The organism is Streptomyces ardesiacus (assembly GCF_003112575.1).
Lineage (GTDB): Bacteria > Actinomycetota > Actinomycetes > Streptomycetales > Streptomycetaceae > Streptomyces > Streptomyces ardesiacus.
Genome location: NZ_BEWC01000003.1, coordinates 340,548 through 365,593, shown reverse-complemented (window position 1 = coordinate 365,593; position 25,046 = coordinate 340,548). Strand labels below are relative to the sequence as shown.

The window sequence follows — 25,046 nt, the reverse complement described above, 5'->3', positions numbered from 1 at the left end:
GCCGCGTGGGCGCGACCGGCCGCGACGAACCCGCGGTCGCGCACGGCGATCACCTGCCGCGGTCCCCGCGGAGCGCCCCGTGCCGATGCGCCAGCGCCTCGTAGGACGCCGCCAGAGCCGGTGCGGCCGATTCGTAGATCCGCTGCGCCACCCCCACGAACAGGCAGTCCACCACCAGCAGCTGGCTGGTCCGCGACGACATCGCCGCCGGGCGCAGCTCGCTCTCCCGCGCGGTGGACGTGGTCAGTACGTGGTCGGCGTACTGGGTGACGGGTCCGTCGGGGCGTCCGGTGATCGCGACGGTCGTCGCGCCGCGTTCGAAGGCGACCCGCAGCGGTTCGATCACGTCGCCCGTCGAGCCGGAGTGGGTGATCGCCAGGGCCACGTCCCCGGCGCGCAGCTGCACCGCGTTGGTGACGGCGAGGTGCGTGTCGCCCGGGGCGTGGGCTATGAGCCCTATGCGCAGCATCTTCTGGGTGAGGTCCTGGGCGACCAGGCCGGAGGCCCCGATGCCGTACACGTCGGTGCGCCGGGCGGCGGCCAATGCGGCGACGGCCGCGCCGAGCTGGACGGTGTCGAGACCGGCGGCGGTGTCCGCGAGGGTCTGCTGCTCGTCGTAGGCCAGCTTGGCGACCACGTCGGCGATCGGGTCGTCGACCGCGATGTCGGTGGTGATGGCGGGAGCGCGGCCGGACTGCTGCTGGGCGGCGAGCCCGGCGAGCGCGAGGCGCAGGTCGCGGTAGCCGGGGTAGCCGAGCAGCCGGGCGGTGCGGACGACGGTCGCCTCGCTGGTGCCGGTCAGCTCGGCCAGGCCGGTGACCGTGAGGGCCGCGCAGCCGGCCGGGTCGCCCGCGACCGCCTCGGCGACCCGCTGCATGGACCGCGTCATCGACGGCGCCAGGGTGCGGACCTTGGCCGCGAGGGCGGCGGGTGCGGGCGGCGCGCCGCCACCGCCGGTGGCGCGGCGGCCCCCGGCGAGGGGGGCGAAAGTTTCCTTCACTTCATCGGTCACTCATGAAAGATATTTTCGGTTCGGTCCGCGGGTCAAGAGTGCGCACAATGGGTGTATGAACCCCATCAGCCCCCTGGAGCAGGCGTTGCATGCCGCACGCGCCCTCGTGCTCGCCGACCTGGTGGCGGGCGAGGTCGCCGAGCCGGACGTCGTCTCGCTGGTCGAGGAGTCCGTCGTCCAGCGGCGCTGGTGGGTCGAGCAGTGGCCCGAGGGCGCGGAGTTCGTGGCGGGGCTGGTGGCGCAGGACGTGCAGGACGCCCTGCTGGAGCGGTACGGCCGCTGGCCGCTGTGCCCGGTGTGCGGCTCCGGCGACCCGCACGCGCTGGACGTCGAGCCCGAGCTGGGTCCCGACCCGCACTGGGTGTGCGGCAAGGCCGGGGTGAAGGTCGCGGCGGTCGGCTCGCTGGGCGCGGCCACCGGCGGCACCGCCTCGTGAGGGCGCTCCGGTGACCGTCTACATCGACCCGCCGTCCTGGCCGGGCCACGGCCGCCTGTGGTCGCACCTGGTCAGCGACGTCTCCTACGCCGAACTGCACGCCTTCGCCGCGGCCCTGGGCGTGCCGCGCCGCGCCTTCGAGCGCGACCACTACGACCTGCCCGCCCAGCGGTACGCCGACGCGGTGTCCGCCGGCGCGCGGGAGGTCAGCAGCCGCGAGGTGGTGCGCCTGCTGCACGCGGCGGGACTGCGCCGGCGCAAGGGCTCCACCGGCACCGGCGCCGGGCCCGGTCTTCAGTCGCGCAGCTCGTAGGTGAGCAGTTCCCCGTCCTCGGCGGCCAGGCGGTAGCCGGCCCGGGTGACGACGGCCTGCGAGCGTATGTTCGTCCGGTCGATCTTCGCCAGGAGCGTGGTGCCGTCCTGCCGCGCCGGCGGCCATGCCGACAGCGCGCGCAACGCCTCCGTGGCGTACCCCCGGCCGCGGCCGTCCTCGGCGAGGTCGTAGCCGATCTCGGCCCGGCCGTCCTCGTCCGGCGGGCCGTGGAAGCCCATGGCGCCGACCGCCCGGCCGTCCTCCTTGCGCACGAGCACGAAGACGCCCCACTCCGGCCGGTGCGTACCCGCCTCGTACGCCTTCAGCAGCATCCCGGCGGCGTCCCGGGTGCCCTGGAAGGGGCCGCTGCCGACCCACGTGAAGCCGCCGTCGCCGCCCGCGGCGAGGTCGGTGGCGGCGGCGGGGGTGACGCCCTGGAGGGTGAGCCGTCCGGCCGGGATCACCAGGTTGTTGCGCCAGCGCCACTCGGTGACCGGAGCGCGTCCGGGCAGGTCGCCCCGGCCGGTGGCCCACAGCAGGGTGCGCCAGGGGTCGGTACCCGGCTGGACGTGCGGGAAGATCCGGGCGAGGAGGTCCGCGCACGCCTCGGCGGGCGGTGCGTAGGCCAGCCCGAGGCCCTCGGCGATGTCGTGGGTGTGCAGGAACACCTCGGTGATCCCCATCGCGGCGAAGCCCTCGCGGTCCGCGCTGCGGAAGGGGTACGGGTGGAAGGCCCGCACCTCGGGCGGGGTGGTGCGGACGGCGGCGGCGAGCAGCGCACCGGTCGTCTCGATCACCTGGAGCACGTCCTCGTTGCCGGTGCCCTCGTCGAGGGTGATCTCGAAGGGCACGTACGCCTCGGTGGCGCGTCCGGCCAACTGACCGGCGTAGGCGATGAGATCGCTCGCGATGTGCTCCGCCGTGTACCGGCAGTCCCACTCCAGCCGTCCGGCCCGCGTCGCGCGCCAGTCCCGGTCCGTCGCCGTCCGCAGCAGCGCCACGGCGCCCGCGACGGCCTCCTCCACCCGTTCCCCGCCCATGCTTCGCATGCCGGGCAGGCTAGCCCTCCGGCGTGTCCGGGAGCGACAGCATTTCCAGCTCACCGGCCAGGTTGCGGCGGGCGGTCGCCTCCCACTCCCGCCGTCCGTGCGGGGTGTGGAACAGGGCGTCCAGACCGAGGAGTTGGCGCAGGATCGCGGACCGGCCCCGGCGGAAGGCGTCGCTCGGGACGAAGTGGTACTCCGCGCGGACGGCCGCCGTGTACGCCGCGTACGCCGACGGCGGCGCGGCGAGCACCGCCAGGTCCGCGTCGCACAGCACCTGCCCGTCGCGGTCGTCGCCGGCCGGGGCGTGGGTGACGGTGAGCCGGACCAGCCGGGCCACCTCGGCCGTCTTCTCCGCCGCGACCCCGGCCTCGGGCAGCGCGCGCTCGGCGAGCCGGGCCGAGCGCTCCTCGTTCTCCGACCGGTCGGGCAGGTAGACCGCGTCGTGGAACCAGGCGGCCAGGCGCACGACGTCCGCGTCCTCGGCGTGCTCCGCCAGGACGTCGACGTGGTCCAGGACCGCGGTCAGGTGGGCCAGGGTGTGGTAGCGCCGCTGGGGTTCCTGCCAGCGGGCGAGCAGGTTGTCGGCGTACGGCGACGGGTCCGGGCCGCCCCCGGGTCCACGGGCCCCTTCCAGGGCACGGGCGAAGCGGGCGCGCAGGGCATCGAGGTCGGCGGGACCGGCGGGACCGGCGGGACCGGTGGAATCGGCGGGATCGGTGAGGGCGGCCATGGGCGCATTGTCCCAGATAATGTTCGTGATAGCTTCTCACCGCCATGTGAACGTCCCGGCCGGTGGGGCCGGGCAGAAGCCGGAGAGGCGGCGGACGGGCCATGTCCAAGGCGCGCACCAGCACCCCGCGCGAGCGGTACCGCGCCCAGGTGCGCGCGGAGATCAAGGAACACGCCTGGGAGCAGATCGCCACGGCGGGCGCCTCCGCGCTCTCCCTCAACGCGATCGCCAAGCGGATGGGCATGAGCGGGCCCGCGCTCTACCGGTACTTCGACGGGCGCGACGAACTGATCACGGAACTCATCCGGGACGCCTACCGCAGCCAGGCCGACACCTTCCGCACGGCCGCCGGGGCGGGCGCCGGCCTGGCCGGGCTCGCGCACGCCCTGCGCGCCTGGGCCCTGGACGACCCGCAGCGCTACTTCCTCATCCACGGCACCCCCGTCCCCGGCTACCACGCGCCGGACGACATCACCGAGATCGCCGCCGAGACCATGGCGGTCATCGTCGACGCCTGCGCCGCACTGCCGCCGTCGGACGGCGCCGGCGGCGCGTTCGACGCGCACCTCGACACCCACCGGCAGTGGGCCGGCGACCGGGCGGCCGACTCGGCCGTCCTGCACCGCGCCCTGTCCTTCTGGTCCCGGCTGCACGGCGTGCTGTCCCTGGAACTCGCCGGACAGTTCACCGGGATGGGATTCGATCCCGCCCTTCTCTTCGAGGCCGAACTGAAGGACCTGCTCGGCCCCTAACGTGGAGTCCATGACGACTCCCGCAGACCTGAGCGACGTACGCGACCCCGAACTGCCCGGCCGGCTGCTGACCCTCGAACGCGACGCACTGGTGCCCCTGCTGCGCTCCCGACCGGACGCCGACTTCGCGCTGCCGGTGGCCGCGTGTCCCGGCTGGACCGTGCGCGACGTGGTGGCGCACTGCTCCAGCGCGCTGGTCCGGGTGGTGGAGAGCCGCTTCGAGAAGGGCGTCTTCTCGCCCGAGTGCAACGACCGCGACATCGCCGAACGCGCCGACTGGAGCCACGCCCGGATCCTCGACGAACTGGAACGCGGCATGACCGAGGCCGGCCCGGCGATCGCCCGCGCGGGCGGCGTGCTGGACGCCGTCGCCCTGGGCGAGTGGGTGCACGCCGGTGATCTGCGGGTGACCTTCGGCGAGCCGGGGGCGTACGCGGGGTGCGGGCTCCCGGAGGCGCTCGCGCTGCTCGGCGCGGTCACGCGGGCGCGCGGCCACGTGCCGCTCCACGCCGACGTGGACGACCTGGACGAGCCCCTGAAGCTGGGCGGGGCGAGCGGCGAGCGGACGCCGGGCCGGTACATCGGCGACGGCCCCACCCTCGTACGGCTCTACGCGGGTCGCCCCCTGGACGGGGCGGCGGGATACGAGCTGGCCGGGGTGGAGGCGGCGGAGCTGAACATCTTCGGCGACTGAGCGGCGACGCGGGCACCCCGGTCTGCCGTCGGGGCGTAGTCTTTGATTGGACTAGACCTGTAGCAGGCCGACGAATGGGGTCCCATGAGCAAGCGTGCAGTCCTGGAGGTGATCGCCCTCGACGTCGAGGACGCGGTCGCCGCCCAGGCCGGAGGCGCGGATCGCCTCGAACTGGTCACCGACATGGCGGCCGACGGACTCACCCCGTCGGCCGCGACCGTCGCCGCGATCCGGGCCGCCGTGGACATCGACCTACGGGTGATGCTGCGGCTCGCGGACGGGTTCGCCGCCGGTGACGTCGAGCGGCTGACCCGCGTCGCCGGTGAGCTGCGGGAGGCCGGGGCCACGCAGTTCGTCCTGGGGTTCCTGGACGCCGACGGCGGCGTGGACCTCGGGGCGGTGGAGGGGATCGCCAAGGTGCTGGACGGGTGCCGGTGGACCTTCCACCGCGCGATCGACCGCTCCGCCGACCGGGACGCCCTGCGCAAGCAGCTCGCCGACTTCCCGGGCCTCGACACGTACCTGACGGCCGGCTCGGCCGGCGGCGTGGACGAGGGCCTGAACGTCCTGCTCGCGGAGGCGCGCCGGCGGGGGGAGCCGGGGTACGAGCAGCACCTGCTGGTGGGCGGCGGCCTGCGGCTCGACCACGTGCCCGGTCTGCTGGACGCGGGGATCGACGGCTTCCACATCGGCGGAGCGGCACGGCCCGCGGGATGGGCGGGCCCGGTGTCGGCGGACGCGGTCGCGCAGTGGCGGCGGGTACTGGGGGAGTAGGCCGCCCGGGCCGCGGGCAGTCGTCCCTCCCCCGGTGCCTGAACGGCCCGGGAGGTGCCCCCGGGCGGCCCGGGTGGGCGGGCACCCCGCCGACGCGGGCGCGTGTCGTCCCCTCCCGCCGTACGACCGCCCGCGGTTCAGCCGAGCTGCGGCGGCAGCCCCGCCGCGTGGGTCACGACGAGCCCCGACACCGCGCGGGTCAGGCAGACGTACAGCCGCCGCAGTCCCGTCCGTTCGTCCGGCTCGCCGTCGACCACGGCCCGCGGCTCGTCCAGGACCACGTAGTCGTACTCCAGGCCCTTGGCCAGCGAGGCCGGGACCAGGGTCAGCCGGGTGGCACGGGTGGTCTCCTCGCCGGGGCCGACGTGGCCGATCCCGGCCGCCGCCAGGGCCGCCGCCAGCTCCGGCACCCGCGCGTCGGCGGCGATCAGGCCGACCGAGCCCTCCCGCTCCAGCAGCTCACGGCAGGCCGCCACGACGTCGGCGGCCCCGTCCGGCGCCGTACGGATGTCGAAGAAGCCCGGGTTCTCGCGGATCGACGCCACCGGCGTCAGGCCCGGCGCGATGTGCGGCAGCAGCCGGGAGGCGTACGCGATGACGTCCGTCGGCACGCGGAAACCGGCCGTCAGCTCCTCGATCACCGCCTCGCCCTTGCCCAGGTGCCCCAGCGCCTCCTCCCAGCTCCGGGTCGCCCACGGCGTGGTGCCCTGCGCCAGGTCGCCCAGGACGGTCGCCGAGCCGGTGGTGCAGCGCCGGCCCACCGCGCGGTACTGCATCGGGGACAGGTCCTGCGCCTCGTCCAGGACCACGTGCCCGAGGGAATGGGTGCGCTCGATCAGGTCGGTCGCCTCGTCGATCAGCACGGCGTCGGCGGGCGACCAGGCCGCCGCCTTCACCGAGCGGGCGGGCTTCGCCCACAGCACCGCCTTCTGCTCGTCCTCGGTGAGGATCCCGTCGGCGTGCTCGGCGAGGAAGTCCGCGTCGGCGAGGAGACGCAGGACCAGCTTGGCCGGGTCGACCTGCGGCCAGACCGACTTCACCAGCGCCTTCACGGCCGCGTTGCGCGCCACCGCGTTCTGCACCCGGTCGTCCGGCGCCTCGCCCGCCCGTTCCATCTGCACCAGCACGGCGTGCGCGATCCGCTGCGGCAGCGCCTCACGGGCGGCGCCGTAGCGGATGTTCCGGGCGAGCAGCTCGCGGACGATCTCCTCCAGCTCGTACACCGGCACCCGCCAGCGGCGCGAGCCGCGCACCACGACCACGCCCTCGGTGGGCGGGGCGACGTGGGAGTACAGGGCCCGGCGCAGGACCTCCGCCATCCGGGCGTCGCCCTTGACCACCGCCGTCGCCGCCTCGTCCGTGCCGCGCACCTCGACGTGGGCGACCAGGTCGTCCACGGTGGCCTGGCGGACCGTCAGCTCGCCGAGCGCCGGGAGGACCTGCTCGATGTAGTGCAGGAAGGACCGGTTCGGGCCGATGACCAGGGTGCCGGTGCGGGCCAGGCGCTCGCGGTGCGCGTACAGGAGGTAGGCGACCCGGTGCAGGCCGACCGCGGTCTTTCCGGTGCCGGGACCGCCCTGCACGCAGACCGAGCCGGTCAGCCCGGCGCGCACGATCTCGTCCTGCTCGGGCTGGATCGTCGCCACGATGTCCCGCATCGGTCCGACGCGGGGCCGTTCGATCTCCTCCTGGAGCAGCCTGCTGGTGGTCGCCGCCTCGGCCGGGTCGAGCAGGTGCTCGTCCTCGTACGCGGTCAGGTCCCCGCCGGTGTAGCCGAAGCGGCGGCGCAGCGAGACGTCCTGCGGGTCCTTCCTGGACGCCCGGTAGAACGGCTGGGAGACCGGCGCCCGCCAGTCGACGACCATCGGGTCGCCGTCCGCGTCGTGCACGTGCCGCCGCCCGACGTAGAAGCGCCCGCCCGTCTCCCACCGCCGCCCTTGCAAGGAAGGCGCTTCGCGCCCCTCTGATTCTTCGCCGCCCTCGGCCTGCTCGGCGCCCGGGGCGTGCAGGTAGTCGAGCCGGCCGAAGAACAGCGGGGTCTCGCTGAGGTCCGCGAGCGCCTTGATGCGCTGCTCGATCTGGTTCTCCAGGACGGCGGCGTTGACCCAGTTCGCGGTCACGTCGGTGATGTCGAGGGACTCGATGTCCTCGCGCATGGCGCGCAGCGCGGAACGGGACGCGGCGAGGTGAGCGCGTTCCCTGGAGAGGGGGTCGTCGTGGACGGGCGTGGACAAGGGGGTGCCTCCGGATGACCTGCGGTGGGGTGGGCGCGGGACGCGCGCGGGGCCGACCGGTTTCCGTCCGGACGGCAGCCTTCCGTGGGGAGGCGGGCAAGAGCGGAGATTCTAGGGGAGCGGGTGCGGCGCGGGCCAACCGTTTTTCTCCGCCCCGCGGTCGACCCCTAGGGGATCACGTCATCCGCTCTGGGGGATGCGCTCCCTCCAGGGTCGTAGCGGAGGCGGACGAGGGTTGGGTCCGCAGACCGATGCCGGTCGGGGGGCGGCAGTCGCACCATGGAGACATGAGCGCAGCAACCATCTCCCCCGCCCCGGCACCGGGCCGCGCGTCCGGTGCCACGCCCGTGGCCGGCAGCCACCGGCACCGGCTCGGTGACACCCTGCGCGCCGTCAGGGTGTTCGCGGGCGCCGCCTTCGACGTGGTCATCCTCGGCGAGTACGGCGAGGAGGCCGGCGTCCGCCGCCACTGAGCCCGGAGGCAGCCCGTCACCGGGACCGGAGGTCTCAGCCCTCCTGTGCCAGGACCTCGTCCGCGTCCATGATCCGGTAGGCGTAGCCCTGCTCCGCCAGGAAGCGCTGGCGGTGGGCGGCGAAGTCCTGGTCGAGGGTGTCGCGGGCGACGACCGAGTAGAAGTGCGCCTGGTGGCCGTCCGCCTTCGGCCGCAGGACCCGCCCCAGGCGCTGGGCCTCCTCCTGCCGCGAGCCGAAGGTGCCCGAGACCTGGATGGCGACGGTCGCCTCCGGCAGGTCGATCGAGAAGTTCGCGACCTTCGACACGACCAGCACGCTGATCTCGCCCTCCCGGAAGGAGTCGAAGAGCTTCTCCCGCTGGGCGTTGGACGTCTCGCCCTTGATGACCGGCGCCCCCAGGTGCTCGCCCAACTCGTCGAGCTGGTCGATGTACTGGCCGATGACGAGGATCTGCTGCCCGGCGAAGCGCCGCACGATCGCCTCCGTCACCTTCCGCTTGGTGTCGGTCGTCGCGCAGAAGCGGTACTTCTCCTCCGCCTCCGCGGTGGCGTACGCGAGCCGCTCGGAGTCGGTGAGGTTGACCCGGACCTCCACGCAGTCGGCGGGCGCGATGTAGCCCTGCGCCTCGATCTCCTTCCACGGCGCGTCGAACCGCTTCGGGCCGATCAGCGAGAAGACGTCCGACTCGCGGCCGTCCTCGCGCACCAGGGTCGCGGTCAGCCCGAGGCGGCGGCGGGCCTGGAGATCGGCGGTGAACTTGAAGACCGGCGCGGGCAGCAGGTGGACCTCGTCGTAGACGATCAGGCCCCAGTCGCGGGAGTCGAACAGCTCCAGGTGCGGGTAGACGCCCTTCCGCCGGGTCGTCAGCACCTGGTACGTGGCGATGGTGACCGGCCGGATCTCCTTGCGGGTGCCGCTGTACTCACCGATCTCGTCCTCGGTCAGCGAGGTCCGCTTCACCAGCTCGTGCTTCCACTGCCGGGCGGAGACGGTGTTCGTGACCAGGATCAGCGTCGTCGACCTGGCCTGCGCCATCGCGCCCGCGCCGACCAGCGTCTTGCCCGCGCCGCAGGGGAGGACGACGACGCCGCTGCCGCCGTGCCAGAAGTTCTCCACCGCCTGCTTCTGGTAGGGACGCAGCGCCCAGCCGTCCTCGGCCAGGTCGATCGGGTGCGCCTCGCCGTCGACGTACCCGGCGAGGTCCTCGGCCGGCCAGCCCAGCTTCAGCAGCGTCTGCTTGATCTGCCCGCGCTCGGAGGGGTGCACGGTCACCGTGTCGGCGTCGATGCGGGCCCCGACCAGCGGCGCGATCCGCTTCGACTTCAGCACCTCCTCCAGCACCGGCCGGTCGGTGGTCGTCAGGACCAGGCCGTGCGCCGGGTGCTTGGAGAGGGTGAGGCGGCCGTAGCGGTCCATCGTCTCGGCGATGTCGACCAGCAGCGCGTGCGGCACCGGGTAGCGGCTGTACTCGACCAGCGCGTCCACGACCTGCTCGGCGTCGTGGCCCGCCGCCCGTGCGTTCCACAGGCCCAGCGGGGTGACCCGGTAGGTGTGGATGTGCTCCGGGGCCCGCTCCAGTTCCGCGAAGGGCGCGATGGCCCGACGGCATGCGCCGGCCTGCTCGTGGTCGACTTCGAGGAGCAGGGTCTTGTCGGACTGGACGATCAGCGGACCATTCACGGGCGGCACCCTTTCGCGTGCGTACGGCCGGACGACGGCTCGGCCAATCCTCAAGTGTGCCTGATCGTCAGCCCGCGTCGTCGGCGAGTTCCGCGACGCCCGTGACCCGGTGCAGCGGGTAGGTGCGCACCTCGTCCGCCGTGTGGTCGTACGCCGTGACGAAGCCGCCCTCGACCCGGATCGGCGCGATCACGCGCTGGCTGGCGGCCCCCTCGGCGTTCACGTAGCCGATCCACAGCGCCTCGCCGGTCAGCACCGCCGCCTGCATCGTGGCCAGCGTCTCGGCGGCGCCGGTGCGGGGCAGCGCGCCGCCCGGGGCACCGCCCGCCCCGTCCTCGTCGCCGGGGCCCGGCTTGCGCGGGGCCGTGGAGGCCAGGTCACCGGCGCGCACGGCGCGGATCGCCGCCGCCAGGAGCGTGTCGTCGGGGGCCGGCGGCCCGTCCGGGACCGGCTCCGGCGCCGCCCGGGGCGGGGTGCGGCGGGAGTCCGCGCGGGCGATCAGCACGTCACCGGCGGCGGACTCGGCGGCCGGCGCGAACCCGATCGCGCGCAGCCCTTCGAGGAGCGCCGCCGGTTCCGCCTGCGCGGCCAGCACGGTGGGCGCCAGGCGGCGCAGGCCCAGGGCGGCGGCCCGCTTGTCGGCGAGGATCTCGTCCAGCGTCGCGTCGTCGTCGCAGCGCACGTACGCCGAGGCCGCCCCCACCCGCAGCCGCCCGTGCCGCCGGGCCACGTCGTCGATCAGGTACGTCAGGGGCTGCGGCACCGGCGTACGGGAGTGCCGGGCGAGGAAGGCGTGCAGGTCGGCGGCGCTCTGCCCGGCGTCCAGGGCCCGGCGCACCGAGCCCGGCGTGAACCGGTAGACGGTCGCCCCGCCCTTGGACTCGACGTCCGCGAGCACCCCCAGCACGTCGGCCAGCTCCCGCTCCAGCGGCCCCGGCGCCACCGCCGTCAGGTCGGCCTGGAGCAGCACGTGGTCCAGCGGTTCGGGGAAGAGCGGTGCCAGCAGCCGGGCGGCGGACGCGGTGGCCGCGGCCCGGTCGGCGGGCGTCGGGGGAGCTGCCGCCGGGGGCAGGCGGTGGTGGTGGACGGGGAGCTTGTCGCCGGGGCCCTCGGGCTCGTCCTCCGCCGCCGGACGGGGTGCGTCGGGGGCGCCGATCAGGGCCCGGCCCGGCGCCGCCAGCGCGCCGCGCCCGGTGACGCCCAGCAGCTCGGCCTCGGACAGCGTCCAGCGGGCGATCCGGCTGCGCAGGTCCTCGTCCCGCGCCGCGCCCGACGCGTGCTGTTCGCGCTGCGGGCCGCGCAGGGGACGCTCCCAGCGCAGCCGGGCCAGCACCGACTCCTCGACCGGTGCGGCACCCTCGGGCAGGCCCGCCAGCAGGGCCAGCACCCGGTGCCGCACCTCGGGCGCCGCCGAACGGTCCAGGTTCGGGCCCAGCGCCGAGAGCGCGCGGTCCTTCGCGTCCCGCCCGCCCACCACGCCCGGCGTCCGGGTGGCCGTCAGCCACGTCGCCGCGAGGTGCGCCCAGCGCTCGGCGGGCGGCAGCTCGCGCCACTCGTCGTACGCCGGGGTCGCGGCGTACCGCTCGTCGGCCTCCCCGTCCGAGGCGATCAGACCGGCGCCGTAGGCCAGCTCGACCCAGAACGCGGCGACCGGCTCGGGCACGTCCAGGGCGACCGCGGTCCGCTTCAGGTCCCGCACGCTCAGGCCGCCCGCGCGCAGCACCGCCGGGCCGCCCTCGTCCCACTCCTTCAGCAGTTCCTCGACGGTCGCCAGCGCGGCCAGGGCCTGTCCGGCCGCGGTGGCGTCCACCACCTGTGGACGGTGCGTGGCGGCGGCCTCCACCGGCGGCGGCACCGGCTCCGGCGCCCGGTGCGCCCGGCCCGCGCGCAGGTGCAGGGCGACCTCGCGGGGCAGCACCACGGTGCCCGGCGCGGTCGGCAGCAGCAGGCCCCGGTCGAGCAGCGCGCGCAGGTGCGGGGCCGGATCATGGGTGACCTGGCCGTACGGCGGCCCCCACACCAGGCGGGCCAGCACCTCCCGGGACTCCTCGGGCAGCCCGGCGAGGAGCGCCGCCATCCGCCGCCGGTCGGCGAACAGGGCGCCGAGCGCCGACACGGCGGAGACCGGGTCGTGGGTCGAGGGCAGGCCGACGGCGCCGAGGATCTCCTGGATCCGGCCCGGGGACATCCCCGCCGTCGCCTCCCGCACGGTCGGGCCGAGGCCCGTCGGGGACGGGTGCTGCGGGGAGGGCGCGAGCAGTTCACGGGCGGTGCGCACCAGCCGCAGCCGGTCGTCGGCGCCCCACACCAGCGCCTGTTCGCGCAGCAGCGCCGTGGCCCGCGGCAGGGCGGCGGCGACGGCCGGGTCCTGCTCGTCGCCGCCCATCAGGGCGAGCAGCTCGCCGTACGACGCCGGGTCCGGCGCGACGGCCAGCGCCTCGGCGGTCTGCAGCGCGAACCGGTCCAGCCGCTCCAGCGCCCGCACGACCGAGGCGCGGGTGCCGGCGCGGGTGGCGAGCTGGGTGAGGTCGGTCGGCACGGGGGTGATGAGGTCGGGGCGGCTGCGCAGGAGGGCGGCCAGGGAGACGTCGTCCCTGACGCGGAGCGCCTCCGCGAGGGACCGGGGGGCCGCGGACTTCTCCTCGGTGCTCATCCTGCCCACGGTAGCGGGTGGGTGCGACGGCGGAGGGGCGCGTGCGTGGGCGCGGTGCCGTCGGCCGGACGGGGAAGATTCGGTACCTTCGTCCGACGGGGTACGCCGGGTACCGCAACGCACCGCCCCGGAGGGGAACATGGGGATCGAGAGCGACCAGGTCGTCTTCGAGTACCTGAGCCGCGTCGGCGACGTGGCCCAGCAGCGCCAGCTGCCGTCGGCCACCCGGATGCGCCTGGTGTCGGAGCTGCGCAACGAGATCGACCGGCACCGGGCGAAGACCACCGTCGACAGTCCCGCCGCCGTCCGCCGCATCCTGGACCGGCTGGGCGACCCCGACGACGTCGTCACGGCGGCGGGCGGCACGAGCGGCGTACGGAAGCAGGCGCCGGCCCCCACCGCCGTACCCGAGCAGCGGGACCCCGAGGCCGCGGACCCCGAGCCCCGCCGGGCCGAGCGGCGCAAGGGCCGGCGGCACCCCGGGCCCGAAGCACCGGCCGCACCCGAGGCCGCCTCCCCGCCCCATCTGGCGGGCGCCGGGGAACTGGGCGAGGCGGGCGACGGGCAGCCGGACTGGTGGCGGGTCGACGACGGCCCCTTCGCCGGCATGGGCCTCGGCGACAGCGTCCCCGGGTTCGTCGGCGGCGTCGAGATCCCGGAGCTGCTGAGGAAGCCGCCGAGCAGGGAGGACGAGGCGGAGAAGGAGGACGCCGCCGGGACGAAGGTCCCGCCGGCGGAGGCCGGGGAACCGGCCGCCGAGGCCGCCGGGGGGCGCCAGGGCCGCCGCCTGCCCCGGCTGTGGCCCGAGGGCGGCTGGAACAACCCCCTGCTGCTGATCGCCGCGGTCCTCCTGATCGTCGGCGCCGTCCTGGGCAGCCTGGTCCCGCTGGGCCTCGGCTGGCTGATCGCCTACCTCACCCGCCGGCTCACCCCGGCCCAGTCGAAGTGGGCCGTCCTCGGCCTGCCCGGCACGGTCGCCGCCGCCGGCGCCGTCTGGCTGTGGGGCCGTACCGAGGGCCGCTGGGGCGACCCGGTCACCGAGGGGCACATGAGCGACGCCGTCGCCGACACCTGGCCCTGGGTCCTGCGCTCCGCCGCCGTGGCCACCGCCCTGTACCTCCTGTGGCGGGCCCGCCGCCCCCGGGGCTGACCGCCCCGCACGGCTGTCGGGCCTGCGGCCGACCGGTGCCTGCGGCTGCCGGGTCCGCTGCTGCCCCGCGGCACCCGGCCGCGGCCCTGGCCGAGGGGCTTGCGTGGCCGACGCCGTCCGGGCTGGCGGCTTGCGTGGTTGACCGCGGTGCGGGTCGACGGGTTTGCGTGGCCGTCCGGGTGGCGTGGCGGTGCGTTTTTACGGCTGGCTGTTCCTGGGGGCGGGCTGCTTGCGTGGCCGGCCGCAGTCCCGGCCCACGGTTTGCGTGGCCGACGGGCCGAAGGCTTGCGTCGCAGGCCATTGCCTGGGCCGACAGCTTGTCTGGCCGGCCGCCGCTCGGGCCCACGGCCTGCGTGGCCGACCGCGGCCCGCGCCGACGGGCTTGCGTGGCCGTCCGGGTGCCGTGGCGGGCCGTCTTTGCGGCTGGCTGCTCTTGGGGCGGGCTGCTTCTGCGGCCGACCGCCGTCCGGGCCGACGGCTTGCGTGGCCGGCCGCCGCCCCGGCCGACGGCTTGCCCGGCCGGCCCGCCCCGTGGCCGACGGGGTTCGTCGGGCGCCCGGCACAATGGGAGCCATGTCCTCCACGACCCGTCCCGCGCCCACCGTCGGTTTCGACCTCGACATGACGCTGATCGACTCGCGGCCCGGCATCCGCGCCTGCTACCTGGAGCTGAGCGCGCGCACGGGGACGCACGTGGACGCCGACCTGGCCGTCACCCGGCTCGGACCGCCGCTGGCCGAGGAGTTGGCCCACTGGTTCCCGGCCGAGGAGATCGAGGCCGTCGCCGACCTGTACCGGGAGATCTACCCGGCGTACGCGATCGCGCCCACGCTCGCGCTGCCCGGCGCCCGCGAGGCCGTCGCCGCCGTGCGCGAGGCCGGGGGGCGGGCCGTCGTCGTCACCGCCAAGTACGAGCCGAACGCCAAGCTGCACCTGGCCCACCTCGGCATCGAGCCGGACGCCGTGGTCGGCGGGCTGTGGGCCGAGCAGAAGGCCGTCGCGCTGCGCGAGCACGACGCGGACGTGTACGTCGGCGACCACGTCGGCGACGTCCGGGGAGCCCGCGCCGCCGGGGCCCGCTCGGTGGCGGTGGCCAGCGGGCCGTGCGACGCCGGGGAACTGCGCGCGGCCGGTGCGGACGTGGTCCTCGCCGACCTCACCGCCTTCCCGGCGTGGCTCGCGGCCTACCGGGACGGCGAGGGCGACACCGAGGGGCGCGACGCGGCGCGCGCCTGACGCCGCCCGGCGGCGACCGACCGGAGCACCCCGGCACCGGCGACCAGGAAGCCCACGCCCATCAGCATGCTCAGCAGGAACATGAAGGTGGGGAAGGGCGTCGTGCCCAGCAGCAGCGGGGCCACCGTGACCAGAGTGGCCACGGCGCCGACGAAGAAGACGATCGCACCGGCACGGATCAGACCGTCACCGGGCGCGGCGGAATTCGTTTGGGTTTGTTCGCGCACCCGACCAGGGTAGTTCCCAGGCCTGGGAACCGGCCGGGGGACGTCTTGTCACCCGGTCACAGACCATTAGCCTTGGTACCGGCGGGTCCGGACGACCCGCCCAAGTGCTATCAAGAGCCGTTTCCGAGCATATTTCCGAGCAGTTTTCCCGACGAGTACGAGGACGAGGACAGACGTGCCTACCGGCAAGGTCAAGTGGTTCAACAGCGAGAAGGGCTTCGGCTTTCTCTCCCGCGACGACGGCGGTGACGTCTTCGTCCATTCCTCGGTCCTCCCCGCCGGAGTCGAGAGCCTGAAGCCGGGACAGCGCGTCGAGTTCGGGGTCGTCGCGGGACAACGCGGCGACCAGGCACTCTCGCTCGCCCTCCTCGACCCGGCCCCCTCGGTCGCGGCCGCGCAGCGCAAGAAGCCGGACGAGCTGGCCTCCATCGTGCAGGACCTGACGACGCTCCTGGAGAACATCACGCCGATGCTGGAGCGCGGCCGCTACCCGGAGAAGACGGCGGGCAAGAAGATCGCCGGGCTGCTCCGCGCGGTCGCCGACCAGCTCGACGTCTGACCCGCCCCCCGGTCAGGGGAACGCCAGCGCCTGCGGGCCGAGGGCCGGCACGAGGCCCTCGGCCGCCGCACGGGTCAGCAGGCCCCGGATCGCCGCGTAGCCGTCCTCGCCGAGGTCGGCGGTGAACTCGTTGACGTACAGCCCGATGTGCTGGTCGGCGACGGCCGGGTCCATCTCCTGCGCGTGCGCCATGACGTACGGCCGGGACGCCTCCGGGTCGTCCCAGGCCGCGCGCACGGAGTCGCGGACGGCGTCGGCGAGGCGGTTCAGCGTGCCGGCGCCCAGCGAGCGCTTCGCGATGATCGCGCCGAGCGGGATCGGCAGCCCGGTGGTCCGCTCCCAGTGTTCGCCCATGTCGGCGAGCTTGTGCAGCCCGTAGTTCTGGTACGTGAAGCGCGCCTCGTGGATCACCAGTCCCGCGTCGACCTTTCCGTCCCGCACGGCCGGCATGATCTCGTGGAACGGCATCACCACGATCTCGCCGACGCCGCCGGGCACGGTGTCCGCCGCCCACAGGCGGAAGAGCAGGTAGGCCGTGGAGGTCTCGCTCGGCACCGCGACCGTGCGTCCGCGCAGGTCGGCACCGGCCTCCCGGGTCAGCACCAGCGGCCCGCAGCCCCGGCCCAGCGCGCCCCCGCAGGGCAGCAGGGCGTACTCGCCGAGGACGTAGGGCAGCACGGCGTACGACACCTTCAGCACGTCGAACTCGCCGCGCTCGGCCATGCCGTTGGTGACGTCGATGTCGGCGAAGGTCACGTCGAGGGCGGGGGCGCCGGGGACACGGCCGTGGGCGAGGGCGTCGAAGACGAAGGTGTCGTTGGGGCAGGGGGAGTACGCGATCTGCAGGGTCTCAGTGCTCATGTGGGTTCCAACTCGTGAGGACGGGGGCGAGCTTCCCGAAGGCGTCCGTCAGCGCCGCGAGGGCCTCGCCGATGCGCCAGGCGGCGCGGTCGCGCGGACCGACCGGGTTGGAGACCGCGCGCAGTTCCAGCACCGGCACGCCGTGCGCGGCGGCGGCCTCGGCGACGCCGAAGCCCTCCATCGCCTCGGCCAGCGCCTCGGGGTGGCGCTCGCGCAGCAGCGCGGCGCGCTCCGCGGTGCCGGTGACGGTCGACCCGGTCAGGACGGTGCCGGGACGGGCGCCCGTCGCGTCGGCGACGGCGGCGACGAGGCCGGCGGGCGGGTGGTGGGTGACGGTGCCGAAGCCGAGTTCGGTGACCGGCAGGAAGCCGTCGGCGGTCTCGGCGCCCAGGTCGGCCGCGGTGATCGCGTCGGCGACGACGAGCGAGCCGACGGGCGCGTGCGGGGCGAAGCCGCCGCCGATGCCGGCCGAGACGACCAGGTCGTACGGCGTGCCGTCGAGAGCCGCGGCGGTCAGCGCGGCGGCCGTGGAGGCGGCCGCGAGGGCCGGACCGACCCCGGCGGCCAGCAGGTCCGGGCCGCCCGGCAGCCGGTGGAGGGCGATCCCCGGCCGGGACACGTCCGCGCCCGGACCCGGGAACGCCCGAGCCACCGCGTCCCGTTCGACGGGGACCGCGGTGGCCACGAGGAGGTGCACGGAGGACGTGGGCGGTCAGTCCTTCTTCAGCTCGAAGACCCACACACCGGTGATGTTCTGGCTGTTGTCCTTGCCGTCCCGGGCCGCGACGGCGACGTTCGTCGAGTTGCCCTGGGCGCCGTACTGCGCGTTGAAGAACACGCTGCCCGGCACCGTGCGGTACGTCTTGTCGCTGTCCTCGACGAGCTGCTGGCCGTTCATCAGGATCGTCCAGTGCTTGTCGGCGATGTCCGGGTCGACACCGAAGCGCACGGTCTCGTCCGGGTCGACGGTGATGGACTTCGCGTTCTTGTCCTTCAGGCACTTGGTGATCTCGGCGGCCGAAAGGGTCTTGCCCTCCCCGCCGCAGGTGGCCTGGGAGCTGACCGAGTCACTGCCCACCGTGATCGTCGAGATCGGGGTCGGCTTGTCACAGGCGGACAGCAGGAGAAGTCCGGCGGACACGGCGCCTGCGGCGGCGACGGCGCGGCGGCGTCGCACAACGCGGTGTCCGAGAGCGGCGGTGCCGCGGGGCAACGTGGTCATGGCGGAAGGCTATACGGCGCCCCGGCCCCGCTCCCCACCTGGGTACGGCGTGGCGTGGTCACGCCACCCTCGGCCGGGTCCTCCCCCCGTGCCGCGCCGAGTCGAGCAGTCCCCGCACGGTCGTCAGCCACCCGGCGGCGATGATCGCGGCGGCCACCGACAGGCCCAGCGTGCCGTTGAGCGGCAGCACGATGCCGACGGCGCCGCCGAAGACCCAGGAGACCTGGAGCAGCGTCTCCGAACGCGCGAAGGCCGACGTGCGCACCAGTTCCGGCACGTCCCGCTGGATCAGCGCGTCCAGGGACAGCTTGGCCAGCGCCTGCGCGAACCCGGCGACCGCCGCCAGACACGCCACCAGGAACGCGCTGAAGAACACCGCGGCCACCACCGCCGTGCCCAGCACCACCGCGACCACCGTCACGATGATGACCTCCGGTGCCCGGGACCGCAGCCACGCCCCGACCGCCGTGCCCAGCGCGTTGCCCGCGCCGGCCGCGACGCCCACGACGCCCAGCGACACCGCCGCGCTCTGGCCGGTCATGGGGTGCACGCGCAGCAGGAACGCGAGGAAGAAGATCAGGAAGCCGGTCAGGCAGCGGATGGCCGCGTTGGCGGCCAGCGCGTGCGTCACCGCCGGGCCCACCGTGCGCAGCCCCGGACGCCTGCCCCGCCCCCGCAGCGGCCCCGGCAGGTGCTCCTCGTCCGCGGCCAGCAGCGCCCGTGCCTCGCCGCGCGCCGAGTCCACCTTCCGCGGCAGTGTGAACGACAGCACGGTCCCCGCCGCGAAGATCACGAAGGCGCCGTACAGCGGCCACCGCGGCCCCACCTGCTGGAGCCCCGCGCCGATCGGCGCCGCGGCCCCGGTGGCCAGCAGCCCGCACAGCGTGACCCGCGAGTTCGCCTTCACCAGGGAGACCCGGGGCGGCAGCAGCCGCGGCACCACCGCGCTCCTGACCACGCCGTACGCCTTCGAGGCGACCAGCACGCCCAGTGCCGCCGGGTACAGCTCGATGCCGCCGGTGACGACCGCGCCCGACAGCACCAGCGCGAGCAGCGCGCGGGCGGCCATCGCGCAGGCCATCGCCGCGCGGCGCCCGTGCGGCAGCCGGTCCAGGAGCGGGCCGATCACCGGCGCGAGCAGCGTGAAGGGCGCCATGGTGATGGCGAGGTAGAGCGCGACCCGCCCGCGCGCCTCGTCGGTGGGCACGGAGAAGAAGACCGTGGAGGCGAGCGCGACGGTGATCATCACGTCACCGGCGCCGTTCACCCCGTGCAGTTCGATCAGCTTGCCGAGCCCCGACTCGCCCGCGCCGTGCGCGTGCGTCGCCCGGCGGATGCCGCGCGCCGTACCGGTCACCGGCAGGCGCAGCGCCCGGCCGACCGCACGGAACCGGGAGCCGGGGCCGCGCCCGCGGCTCCCGCCCTTGAACTCCGTCCGTGCGGCTGCCACCCCGTCATAGTGCCCCGTCGGCGGCGGCTGTAGCGTCGATACGGCACGTATGGCGGTGATCGAGTCGGGTGACACCGGCGCCGGAGCCGCCGGAGAACGCCGGGTCGTACCCCGCCGAAACTCCCGTCGGTGTAGGCCCAGCGCACATGAGCAGGTAGCGTGCCTAGCGCGCCGTGGCGAACGTTCTCGGCCGCGCGCCGTACGGCCATCCCGCAGAATGGATGACGTAGGTGCGCCCGAGCGCGATCGGGCGCGGACGTCGACGCGGTCCACGGGTCCGCTCCGTCCGCCCCCTCGCAGGCAGCGGCGCACTCGTGAGACGGCGTATGGAGAGAAGCGATACCTGTGAGCGCAGCGACAACGCGAAGCCGCACCCCTGACCGCCTGTGCGCCGAGGCCGTCGACCTCGCCCGGGGCGCCGCCGAGGAGGCCGCCGCCCCCGGCGTCGTCGGCGAGCACGAGGGCATGGTGTCGGAGGGCGACCGGGTCGTCACGCACTTCTTCGCCTGCAAGGAGATGGGGTACCGGGGCTGGCGCTGGGCCGTGACGGTGGCCCGCGCCTCCCGCGCGAAGATCGTCACGGTGGACGAGGCCGTGCTGCTGCCCGGCCCCGACGCGCTGCTGGCCCCCGAGTGGGTGCCGTGGAGCGAGCGGCTGCGCCCCGGCGACATGGGCCCCGGCGACCTGCTGCCCACGGACGCCGAGGACCTGCGCCTGGAGCCCGGCTGGACCGGCGAGGACGAGCCGCCGCCCAACTCCGCCGTCTCCCACGAGATGGCCGACCTGGTCGAGGCCGAGGACGCCGAGGTGACCGCCGGTCCGCCCGCCGAGCTGCCGGCCGTCCCCGCCCGCGGCACGATCGCGGGGATCGCCGAGGAGCTGGGACTGCGCCGCCCCCGGGTGCTGTCCCGGTACGGGCTGCACGTCGCCGCCGACCGCTGGGAGGAGGGCTACGGCCCGAAGACCGCGATGGCCCAGGCGGCGCCCGCCTCCTGCGTGAGCTGCGGCTTCCTCGCCCGCATCGGCGGCTCGCTCGGGCAGGCCTTCGGGGTGTGCGCCAACGAGTTCTCCCCGGCCGACGGACACGTGGTGTCGCTGGCCTACGGCTGCGGCGGGCACTCCGAGGCGGCCGTCATGCCGAAGCCGCCGCGGGTGGCTCCGCCGGTGATCGACGAGACGCGCGTGGATCCGTTCCCGTTGCGGCCCGCCGCCGACTCCGGGTCGGTTCCGGTGGCCGAGGACCAGGCGTCGGCGGAACTCGGGCATTCGTAAGGTGCGGGTGCGGGGTCGGCCGGCGTCCCCGGGGGCCGCGCCCCCGGGCCCCCGTCGGCCTTGACGGCCTCGTCCTCGAGCGCCGGACGGGCCGCACGAGGCCGGCCGGAGCCACCGGAGCGCCGTCGGCATGAGGGTGCGTCGCCGGCGCCGACGGGTGAGCGCCGGGGCGGTACCTTCGTGGTCCGTCGATGAGGAGAGTCACCGTGAGCATGTTCGTACGGCCTGCCGCCGAGGGTGCCGATCCGTTCGGTACGGCACGGCTGCGGCGCGGGGTGCTGGACGCCTGGGCGACGAGCCCGGCCCGCTTCCGTGAGGACGCCAACGCGGAGGAGGACCTCGTCCTCGGCGGCTACCGCGACCGGCTGGTCGTCGAGCTGGCGCAGAACGCCGCCGACGCCGCCGCGCGGTCCGGCGTGCCCGGGCGGCTCCGGCTGACCCTGCGCGACGGTGTCCTCGTCGCCGCCAACACCGGCGCCCCGCTGGACGCGACCGGTGTCGAGTCGCTGTCCACGCTGCGCGCCTCCGCCAAGCGGGAGGCGGCGGACGGCTCGGTCGGCCGGTTCGGGGTCGGCTTCGCCGCCGTCCTGGCCGTCACCGACGAGCCCGCCGTCGTCGGACGGCACGGCGGGGTGCGCTGGTCGCTGGCCGAGGCGCGTGACCTGGCCGCCGACACCGCCCGGCACAGCCCCGGCCTGGGCGACGAGATCCGGCGGCGCGACGGCCACGTTCCGCTGCTGCGGCTGCCGTTCCCCGCCGAGGGCAGCGCCCCCGCGCCGTACGACACGGCCGTCATCCTGCCGTTGCGGGACACGGCCGCCGCCGACCTCGCCGAACGGCTGCTGCACGCCGTGGACGACGCCCTGCTGCTCGCCCTGCCGGGCCTGGAGGAGGTGGTGATCGAGGCCGGGGACGACGTACGGACCCTCTCCCGCCGCGTCGAGGACGCCCTGACCGTGGTGGAGGACTCCGCCCACGGCGCCACCCGCTGGCGCACCGCCGCCGCGCACGGCCCCCTCACCCCCGACCTGCTCGCCGACCGTCCGGTCGAGGAGCGGCTGCGTCCGCACTGGTCCGTGACCTGGGCGGTCCCCGTCGACGCCGACGGCGCCCCGGCCCGCCCCCGCACCAGCCCCGTGGTGCACGCGCCCACCCCCAGCGACGAGCCGCTCGGCGTGCCCGCGCTGCTCATCGCGTCCTTCCCGCTGGACTCCACCCGCCGGCACACCGCGCCGGGGCCGCTGACCGACTTCCTGACGGAACGGGCCGCCGACGCCTACGCCGGGCTGCTCGCCGACTGGCGGCCGGTCACCGCCGGTCTCGTCGACCTGGTGCCCGGCGCGTTGGGCCGGGGCGAACTGGACGGCGTACTGCGCCAGGCGATCCTCGCCCGGCTCCCGCGCACCTCCTTCCTGCCGCCCGCCGTCCCCTCCGCGGGCGAGGACGCGGAGGACGATCTTCCGCAGTCCCTGCGGCCCCGCGACGCCGAGGTGGTGGAGGGCGCGGGCGCCGAGACCGTGCGGGTGCTGGCCGAGGTGCTGCCCACACTGCTGCCCGCCGGGCTCGAACGCCGCGCCGAACTGCGCACACTGGGCGTGGCCCGGGTGCCGCTGACCGACGCGATCGACCGGCTGGCGGGCCTGGAGAAGGACCCCGCCTGGTGGCGCGGCCTCTACGACAGCCTCGCCGGGGTCGACCCCGACCGGCTGTCCGGGCTGCCGGTGCCGCTGGCCGACGGGCGTACGACCATCGGGCCCCGGCAGGTGCTGCTGCCCTCCCCGGAGGCCGCCTCCCTCGACCCGGAGGTCCTCACCCGGCTCGGCCTCAAGGTCGCCCACCCGGACGCCGCGCACCCGCTCCTGGAGAAGCTCGGCGCCCTCCCGGCCACCCCGCGCGCCGTGCTCACCACCCCGCAGGTCCGGGCCGCCGTCGCCGCCTCCCTGGACGACGAGGGCGGGGCCGGCTGGGAGGAGGACGCGCTCGACGCCGAGGAACTGGCCGACACCGTGCTCGGCCTGGTCCGCGACGCCGGACTCGACGCCGGGGACGAGCCCTGGCTGGGCGCCCTGGCGCTGCCCGACGAGGACGGCGAACTCTCCCCGGCGGGCGAACTCGTCTTCCCCGGAGGCCCGTTCGCCCAGGTCATGCGCGAGGACGAACTCGCCGCCGTGGACGCCGAACTCGCCGAGAAGTGGGGCCCCGAACCGCTGGCCGCCTGCGGCGTCCTCGTCACCTTCGCCCTGGTCCGCGCCACCGACGTCGTCCTGGACCCCGACGAACTGGAGCCCCGCGAGGGCGACTTCGCCGAACCGGACGACGCCGGACTGCTGGACGCCGTGGACGTGTGGAGCGAGGACGTCCTCGACCGCTTCCCGGACAGTCCCGTCCCGCCGGTCGCCACCGAGATCGTCGCCGTGCGCGACCTCGACCTCGTGGACGACGACCACTGGCCCGAGGCCCTCGCCCTGCTGTCCCGGCCGCCCCTGCGCGACGCGCTCGTCCAGCCGGTGCGCGTCCTGCTGCACGACGGCACCCACGAGGTCGTACGGCCCTACACCGCGTGGTGGCTGCGCGGGCACCCGGTGCTCGGCGGGCGCCGCCCGGCCGGACTGCGCTCGGCGGGCGGCGACCCGCTGCTGAGGGGCCTGTACGACGAGGCCGACGCGACCGGCTTCGAGGACGAGCAGGTGCTGCGGGCGCTGGGCGTGCGCACCTCGGTCGCCGCCCTCCTCGACGAGCCCGGCGGCGCGGCCGAACTCCTCGACCGCCTCGCCGACCCCGACCGCCCGGTCACGGCCGCCCAACTGCACGCCCTGTACGGCGCGCTGGCCGACCTGGACCCGGAGCAGGTGACCCTGCCGGACGAGGTGCGGGCCGTGGTCGACGGCGCGGTGCGCGTGGTGGACGCCGCCGACGCCGTCGTGGTCGACTCGCCCGACCTGCTGCCCTTCACCTCCGGCGTGCCGCTGCTGCCGGTCCGCCCGGCGCGGGCCGCCGAACTGGCGGAGCTGTTCCAGGTGCGGCGCCTGAGCGAGTCCGTCACCGGCCGCGTGGACTCCGAGGGTGCCGAGCACGACGTGCCGGAGCCGGTCAGGGTGCTGCTGGGGGCGCGGACCCCGGCGTCGTACGTGGAGCACGAGGAACTGGTCGTCGACGGCGTGGAGATCGACTGGCGGCTGACGGACGACGGGGCGCTGCACGCGGCGACGCTGGAAGGGGTGGCCGCGGGGCTCGCGTGGGCGGCGGGGCAGTGGCCGCGTCGGTTCGAGGTGGCGGCGCTGCTGGAGGACGAGTCGCGGACGGAGGAGCTGGCCAGGGACCGCTGGTTCGACTGAACCCACTGGATGTGAAGGCGTGCGCACATTTCCTTCACCTCCCGTACAACCATCGCGCCCCGCCGGGGATCTATGAGGCGAGTCAGCAGACTCACGACCCTCCGGGCCCCGGCGCGGCGACGACCACCGGGGTCCCCTGTCACCACGTGGGGAACACATGCGCACACGAGTCCTGGCGGCATCCGCCACCGGCGCCCTGGCCCTGACCGCCCTCGCCGTCCCGGCCGCGCAGGCCGACGGCGGGAGCGGCGACATCCGGATCACCAAGGTCGTCGTCGACGGCGACAACAAGGTGACCATCGGCACCGGCTCCGCCAAGACCTTCTCGGTCAGCGTCACCGCCACCGACGACTCCGGCATCGCGGGCGCCGAATCCTTCACGCTGGCGGGCCCGGGGTACGGCTTCGAGTCGACGGGCAAACCGTCCTGCAAGAAGGTCAGCGCCACCACCTCCACCTGCACCGCCTCGGTGAAGACCGACCCGCGGACGGACTACCTCAGCAACGCGATGGCCGGCACCTGGTACGTCGGCGTGTGGATCGACGCCAACGACCACGACTACGTGTGGAAGGACAAGGCCGGGTCCTTCAAGTTCCAGCGCGGCAGCGCCCTGACGACCAACGCCTCGCCGGAGCCGGTGAAGAAGGGCAAGACCCTCACGGTCACCGGCAAGCTCAGCCGCGCCAACTGGGAGACGCTCAAGTACGGGGCGTACGGCGGGCAGTCGGTGCAGCTCCAGTACCTGAAGAAGGGCGCCAAGAGCTACACCACGCTGAAGACCGTCAAGTCCAACACGTCGGGCAACCTCAGCACCACCGTCAAGGCCACCGCGGACGGCTACTACCGCTACGTCTTCGTCGGCAACTCGACGTCCGGGGCGATCACCTCGGTCTCCGACTTCGTCGACGTGAAGTAGCCCCCCGGCGGGGGAGCGGC

Annotated in this window: 23 protein-coding genes; 12 read left to right on the top strand and 11 right to left on the bottom strand. The window is 75.1% G+C overall.

The features are described from left to right. Nucleotides 1-49 precede the first annotated feature (49 nt). Nucleotides 50-1,012 carry a MurR/RpiR family transcriptional regulator gene (locus Sdi02f_RS14510; protein ID WP_030399369.1) on the bottom strand — a complete coding sequence of 321 codons (963 nt, stop codon included), beginning with the start codon at nucleotides 1,010-1,012 and terminating at the stop codon, nucleotides 50-52. A gap of 55 nt (nucleotides 1,013-1,067) precedes the next feature. On the opposite strand from Sdi02f_RS14510, the gene Sdi02f_RS14505 reads away from it, so the two are divergent. Further along, nucleotides 1,068-1,448 (top strand): DUF8819 family protein, encoded by a 381-nt coding sequence (locus Sdi02f_RS14505; RefSeq protein ID WP_030399368.1) that lies wholly within the window; start codon nucleotides 1,068-1,070, stop codon nucleotides 1,446-1,448. 10 nt (nucleotides 1,449-1,458) lie between these two features. Next, complete coding sequence (locus Sdi02f_RS14500) at nucleotides 1,459-1,761, top strand: DUF4031 domain-containing protein (RefSeq protein WP_108933380.1); 303 nt, start codon at nucleotides 1,459-1,461, stop codon at nucleotides 1,759-1,761. Here the strand turns inward: Sdi02f_RS14500 and Sdi02f_RS14495 are convergent. Together Sdi02f_RS14495 and Sdi02f_RS14490 are read right to left on the bottom strand one after the other, a co-directional pair. Further along, nucleotides 1,743-2,810 carry a GNAT family N-acetyltransferase gene (locus tag Sdi02f_RS14495; protein ID WP_107087379.1) on the bottom strand — a complete coding sequence of 356 codons (1,068 nt, stop codon included), beginning with the start codon at nucleotides 2,808-2,810 and terminating at the stop codon, nucleotides 1,743-1,745. The genes Sdi02f_RS14500 and Sdi02f_RS14495 overlap by 19 nt on opposite strands. Nucleotides 2,811-2,820: 10 nt before the next feature. Continuing rightward, on the bottom strand, nucleotides 2,821-3,537 hold the full coding sequence (locus Sdi02f_RS14490; RefSeq protein WP_051783160.1) for an HD domain-containing protein: 717 nt from the start codon (nucleotides 3,535-3,537) through the stop codon (nucleotides 2,821-2,823). 101 nt (nucleotides 3,538-3,638) lie between these two features. Here Sdi02f_RS14490 and Sdi02f_RS14485 point away from each other — a divergent pair, with 101 nt between their 5' ends. From Sdi02f_RS14485 to Sdi02f_RS14475, 3 genes are all read left to right on the top strand, one after another. Continuing rightward, nucleotides 3,639-4,289, top strand: coding sequence for a TetR/AcrR family transcriptional regulator (locus Sdi02f_RS14485; protein ID WP_030399364.1), 651 nt, complete (start codon nucleotides 3,639-3,641; stop codon nucleotides 4,287-4,289). A gap of 10 nt (nucleotides 4,290-4,299) precedes the next feature. Continuing rightward, entirely contained in the window at nucleotides 4,300-4,983 is a 684-nt protein-coding gene (locus Sdi02f_RS14480) for a maleylpyruvate isomerase family mycothiol-dependent enzyme (RefSeq protein WP_108933431.1), read from the top strand. Between the two features lie 84 nt (nucleotides 4,984-5,067). Then, nucleotides 5,068-5,757, top strand: coding sequence for a copper homeostasis protein CutC (locus tag Sdi02f_RS14475; protein WP_030399362.1), 690 nt, complete (start codon nucleotides 5,068-5,070; stop codon nucleotides 5,755-5,757). Between the two features lie 137 nt (nucleotides 5,758-5,894). On the opposite strand, the gene Sdi02f_RS14470 is transcribed toward Sdi02f_RS14475, so the two are convergent. Further along, nucleotides 5,895-7,991, bottom strand: coding sequence for a HelD family protein (locus Sdi02f_RS14470; protein ID WP_108933379.1), 2,097 nt, complete (start codon nucleotides 7,989-7,991; stop codon nucleotides 5,895-5,897). 287 nt (nucleotides 7,992-8,278) lie between these two features. Here Sdi02f_RS14470 and Sdi02f_RS14465 point away from each other — a divergent pair, with 287 nt between their 5' ends. Further along, the gene (locus Sdi02f_RS14465; protein ID WP_030399360.1) at nucleotides 8,279-8,464 is read left to right on the top strand and encodes a hypothetical protein; all 186 of its coding nucleotides are present in this window, start codon (nucleotides 8,279-8,281) and stop codon (nucleotides 8,462-8,464) included. 34 nt (nucleotides 8,465-8,498) lie between these two features. On the opposite strand, the gene Sdi02f_RS14460 is transcribed toward Sdi02f_RS14465, so the two are convergent. Both Sdi02f_RS14460 and Sdi02f_RS14455 read right to left on the bottom strand, forming a co-directional pair. After that, nucleotides 8,499-10,145, bottom strand: coding sequence for a DNA repair helicase XPB (locus Sdi02f_RS14460; protein ID WP_108933378.1), 1,647 nt, complete (start codon nucleotides 10,143-10,145; stop codon nucleotides 8,499-8,501). 67 nt (nucleotides 10,146-10,212) lie between these two features. After that, on the bottom strand, nucleotides 10,213-12,798 hold the full coding sequence (locus Sdi02f_RS14455; protein ID WP_053663734.1) for a helicase-associated domain-containing protein: 2,586 nt from the start codon (nucleotides 12,796-12,798) through the stop codon (nucleotides 10,213-10,215). A 139-nt stretch (nucleotides 12,799-12,937) separates the two neighbouring features. On the opposite strand from Sdi02f_RS14455, the gene Sdi02f_RS14450 reads away from it, so the two are divergent. Continuing rightward, a complete protein-coding gene (locus tag Sdi02f_RS14450; RefSeq protein ID WP_053637640.1) occupies nucleotides 12,938-13,948 on the top strand; it encodes a hypothetical protein in 1,011 nt (336 codons plus the stop codon). Between the two features lie 573 nt (nucleotides 13,949-14,521). Continuing rightward, nucleotides 14,522-15,184 carry an HAD family hydrolase gene (locus tag Sdi02f_RS14445; RefSeq protein ID WP_107049454.1) on the top strand — a complete coding sequence of 221 codons (663 nt, stop codon included), beginning with the start codon at nucleotides 14,522-14,524 and terminating at the stop codon, nucleotides 15,182-15,184. On the opposite strand, the gene Sdi02f_RS14440 is transcribed toward Sdi02f_RS14445, so the two are convergent. After that, the gene (locus Sdi02f_RS14440) at nucleotides 15,133-15,411 is read right to left on the bottom strand and encodes a hypothetical protein (RefSeq protein WP_108933377.1); all 279 of its coding nucleotides are present in this window, start codon (nucleotides 15,409-15,411) and stop codon (nucleotides 15,133-15,135) included. The two genes, Sdi02f_RS14445 and Sdi02f_RS14440, sit on opposite strands and share 52 nt — an antisense overlap. Nucleotides 15,412-15,586: 175 nt before the next feature. Here Sdi02f_RS14440 and Sdi02f_RS36740 point away from each other — a divergent pair, with 175 nt between their 5' ends. Then, complete coding sequence (locus tag Sdi02f_RS36740) at nucleotides 15,587-15,970, top strand: cold-shock protein (RefSeq protein ID WP_003974650.1); 384 nt, start codon at nucleotides 15,587-15,589, stop codon at nucleotides 15,968-15,970. A gap of 12 nt (nucleotides 15,971-15,982) precedes the next feature. Here the strand turns inward: Sdi02f_RS36740 and Sdi02f_RS14430 are convergent, their stop codons facing one another. Genes Sdi02f_RS14430 through Sdi02f_RS14415 form a run of 4 tightly spaced genes read right to left on the bottom strand, consistent with a single transcriptional unit; the run spans nucleotide 15,983 to nucleotide 19,503 of the window. Continuing rightward, nucleotides 15,983-16,831: a 1,4-dihydroxy-6-naphtoate synthase gene (locus tag Sdi02f_RS14430; protein WP_108933376.1), complete on the bottom strand. Its 849-nt coding sequence runs from the start codon at nucleotides 16,829-16,831 to the stop codon at nucleotides 15,983-15,985. Continuing rightward, nucleotides 16,821-17,528, bottom strand: coding sequence for a futalosine hydrolase (locus tag Sdi02f_RS14425; RefSeq protein WP_037800553.1), 708 nt, complete (start codon nucleotides 17,526-17,528; stop codon nucleotides 16,821-16,823). Before Sdi02f_RS14425 ends, Sdi02f_RS14430 begins: the two co-directional genes overlap by 11 nt. Before the next feature lie 15 nt (nucleotides 17,529-17,543). Beyond that, complete coding sequence (locus Sdi02f_RS14420) at nucleotides 17,544-18,053, bottom strand: DUF2771 domain-containing protein (protein ID WP_174843349.1); 510 nt, start codon at nucleotides 18,051-18,053, stop codon at nucleotides 17,544-17,546. Nucleotides 18,054-18,111: 58 nt separating this feature from the next. After that, nucleotides 18,112-19,503 (bottom strand): MFS transporter, encoded by a 1,392-nt coding sequence (locus tag Sdi02f_RS14415; protein ID WP_030399351.1) that lies wholly within the window; start codon nucleotides 19,501-19,503, stop codon nucleotides 18,112-18,114. Nucleotides 19,504-19,848: 345 nt separating this feature from the next. Between Sdi02f_RS14415 and Sdi02f_RS14410 the strand changes: the two genes are divergently transcribed. The 3 genes from Sdi02f_RS14410 to Sdi02f_RS14400 all read left to right on the top strand — a co-directional run bounded on the left by Sdi02f_RS14410 (nucleotide 19,849) and on the right by Sdi02f_RS14400 (nucleotide 25,026). Beyond that, nucleotides 19,849-20,775, top strand: a complete 927-nt coding sequence (locus Sdi02f_RS14410; protein WP_030399350.1) for a DUF3027 domain-containing protein — start codon at nucleotides 19,849-19,851, stop codon at nucleotides 20,773-20,775. A gap of 191 nt (nucleotides 20,776-20,966) precedes the next feature. After that, nucleotides 20,967-24,110, top strand: coding sequence for a sacsin N-terminal ATP-binding-like domain-containing protein (locus Sdi02f_RS14405; RefSeq protein ID WP_174843348.1), 3,144 nt, complete (start codon nucleotides 20,967-20,969; stop codon nucleotides 24,108-24,110). 157 nt (nucleotides 24,111-24,267) lie between these two features. Further along, entirely contained in the window at nucleotides 24,268-25,026 is a 759-nt protein-coding gene (locus Sdi02f_RS14400) for a calcium-binding protein (protein WP_108933374.1), read from the top strand. The last annotated feature ends 20 nt before the right edge of the window (nucleotides 25,027-25,046 follow it).

Excerpts from the sequence above, each read along its gene's own strand:
- Sdi02f_RS14505 (WP_030399368.1), top strand. The coding sequence starts at position 1,068 with ATGAACCCCATCAGCCCCCTGGAGCAGGCGTTGCATGCCGCACGCGCC.
- Sdi02f_RS14495 (WP_107087379.1), bottom strand. The coding sequence starts at position 2,810 with ATGCGAAGCATGGGCGGGGAACGGGTGGAGGAGGCCGTCGCGGGCGCC.
- Sdi02f_RS14490 (WP_051783160.1), bottom strand. The coding sequence starts at position 3,537 with ATGGCCGCCCTCACCGATCCCGCCGATTCCACCGGTCCCGCCGGTCCC.
- Sdi02f_RS14485 (WP_030399364.1), top strand. The coding sequence starts at position 3,639 with ATGTCCAAGGCGCGCACCAGCACCCCGCGCGAGCGGTACCGCGCCCAG.
- Sdi02f_RS14480 (WP_108933431.1), top strand. The coding sequence starts at position 4,300 with ATGACGACTCCCGCAGACCTGAGCGACGTACGCGACCCCGAACTGCCC.
- Sdi02f_RS14475 (WP_030399362.1), top strand. The coding sequence starts at position 5,068 with ATGAGCAAGCGTGCAGTCCTGGAGGTGATCGCCCTCGACGTCGAGGAC.
- Sdi02f_RS14465 (WP_030399360.1), top strand. The coding sequence starts at position 8,279 with ATGAGCGCAGCAACCATCTCCCCCGCCCCGGCACCGGGCCGCGCGTCC.
- Sdi02f_RS14455 (WP_053663734.1), bottom strand. The coding sequence starts at position 12,798 with ATGAGCACCGAGGAGAAGTCCGCGGCCCCCCGGTCCCTCGCGGAGGCG.
- Sdi02f_RS14450 (WP_053637640.1), top strand. The coding sequence starts at position 12,938 with ATGGGGATCGAGAGCGACCAGGTCGTCTTCGAGTACCTGAGCCGCGTC.
- Sdi02f_RS14445 (WP_107049454.1), top strand. The coding sequence starts at position 14,522 with ATGTCCTCCACGACCCGTCCCGCGCCCACCGTCGGTTTCGACCTCGAC.
- Sdi02f_RS14430 (WP_108933376.1), bottom strand. The coding sequence starts at position 16,831 with ATGAGCACTGAGACCCTGCAGATCGCGTACTCCCCCTGCCCCAACGAC.
- Sdi02f_RS14420 (WP_174843349.1), bottom strand. The coding sequence starts at position 18,053 with ATGACCACGTTGCCCCGCGGCACCGCCGCTCTCGGACACCGCGTTGTG.
- Sdi02f_RS14405 (WP_174843348.1), top strand. The coding sequence starts at position 20,967 with ATGAGGAGAGTCACCGTGAGCATGTTCGTACGGCCTGCCGCCGAGGGT.
- Sdi02f_RS14400 (WP_108933374.1), top strand. The coding sequence starts at position 24,268 with ATGCGCACACGAGTCCTGGCGGCATCCGCCACCGGCGCCCTGGCCCTG.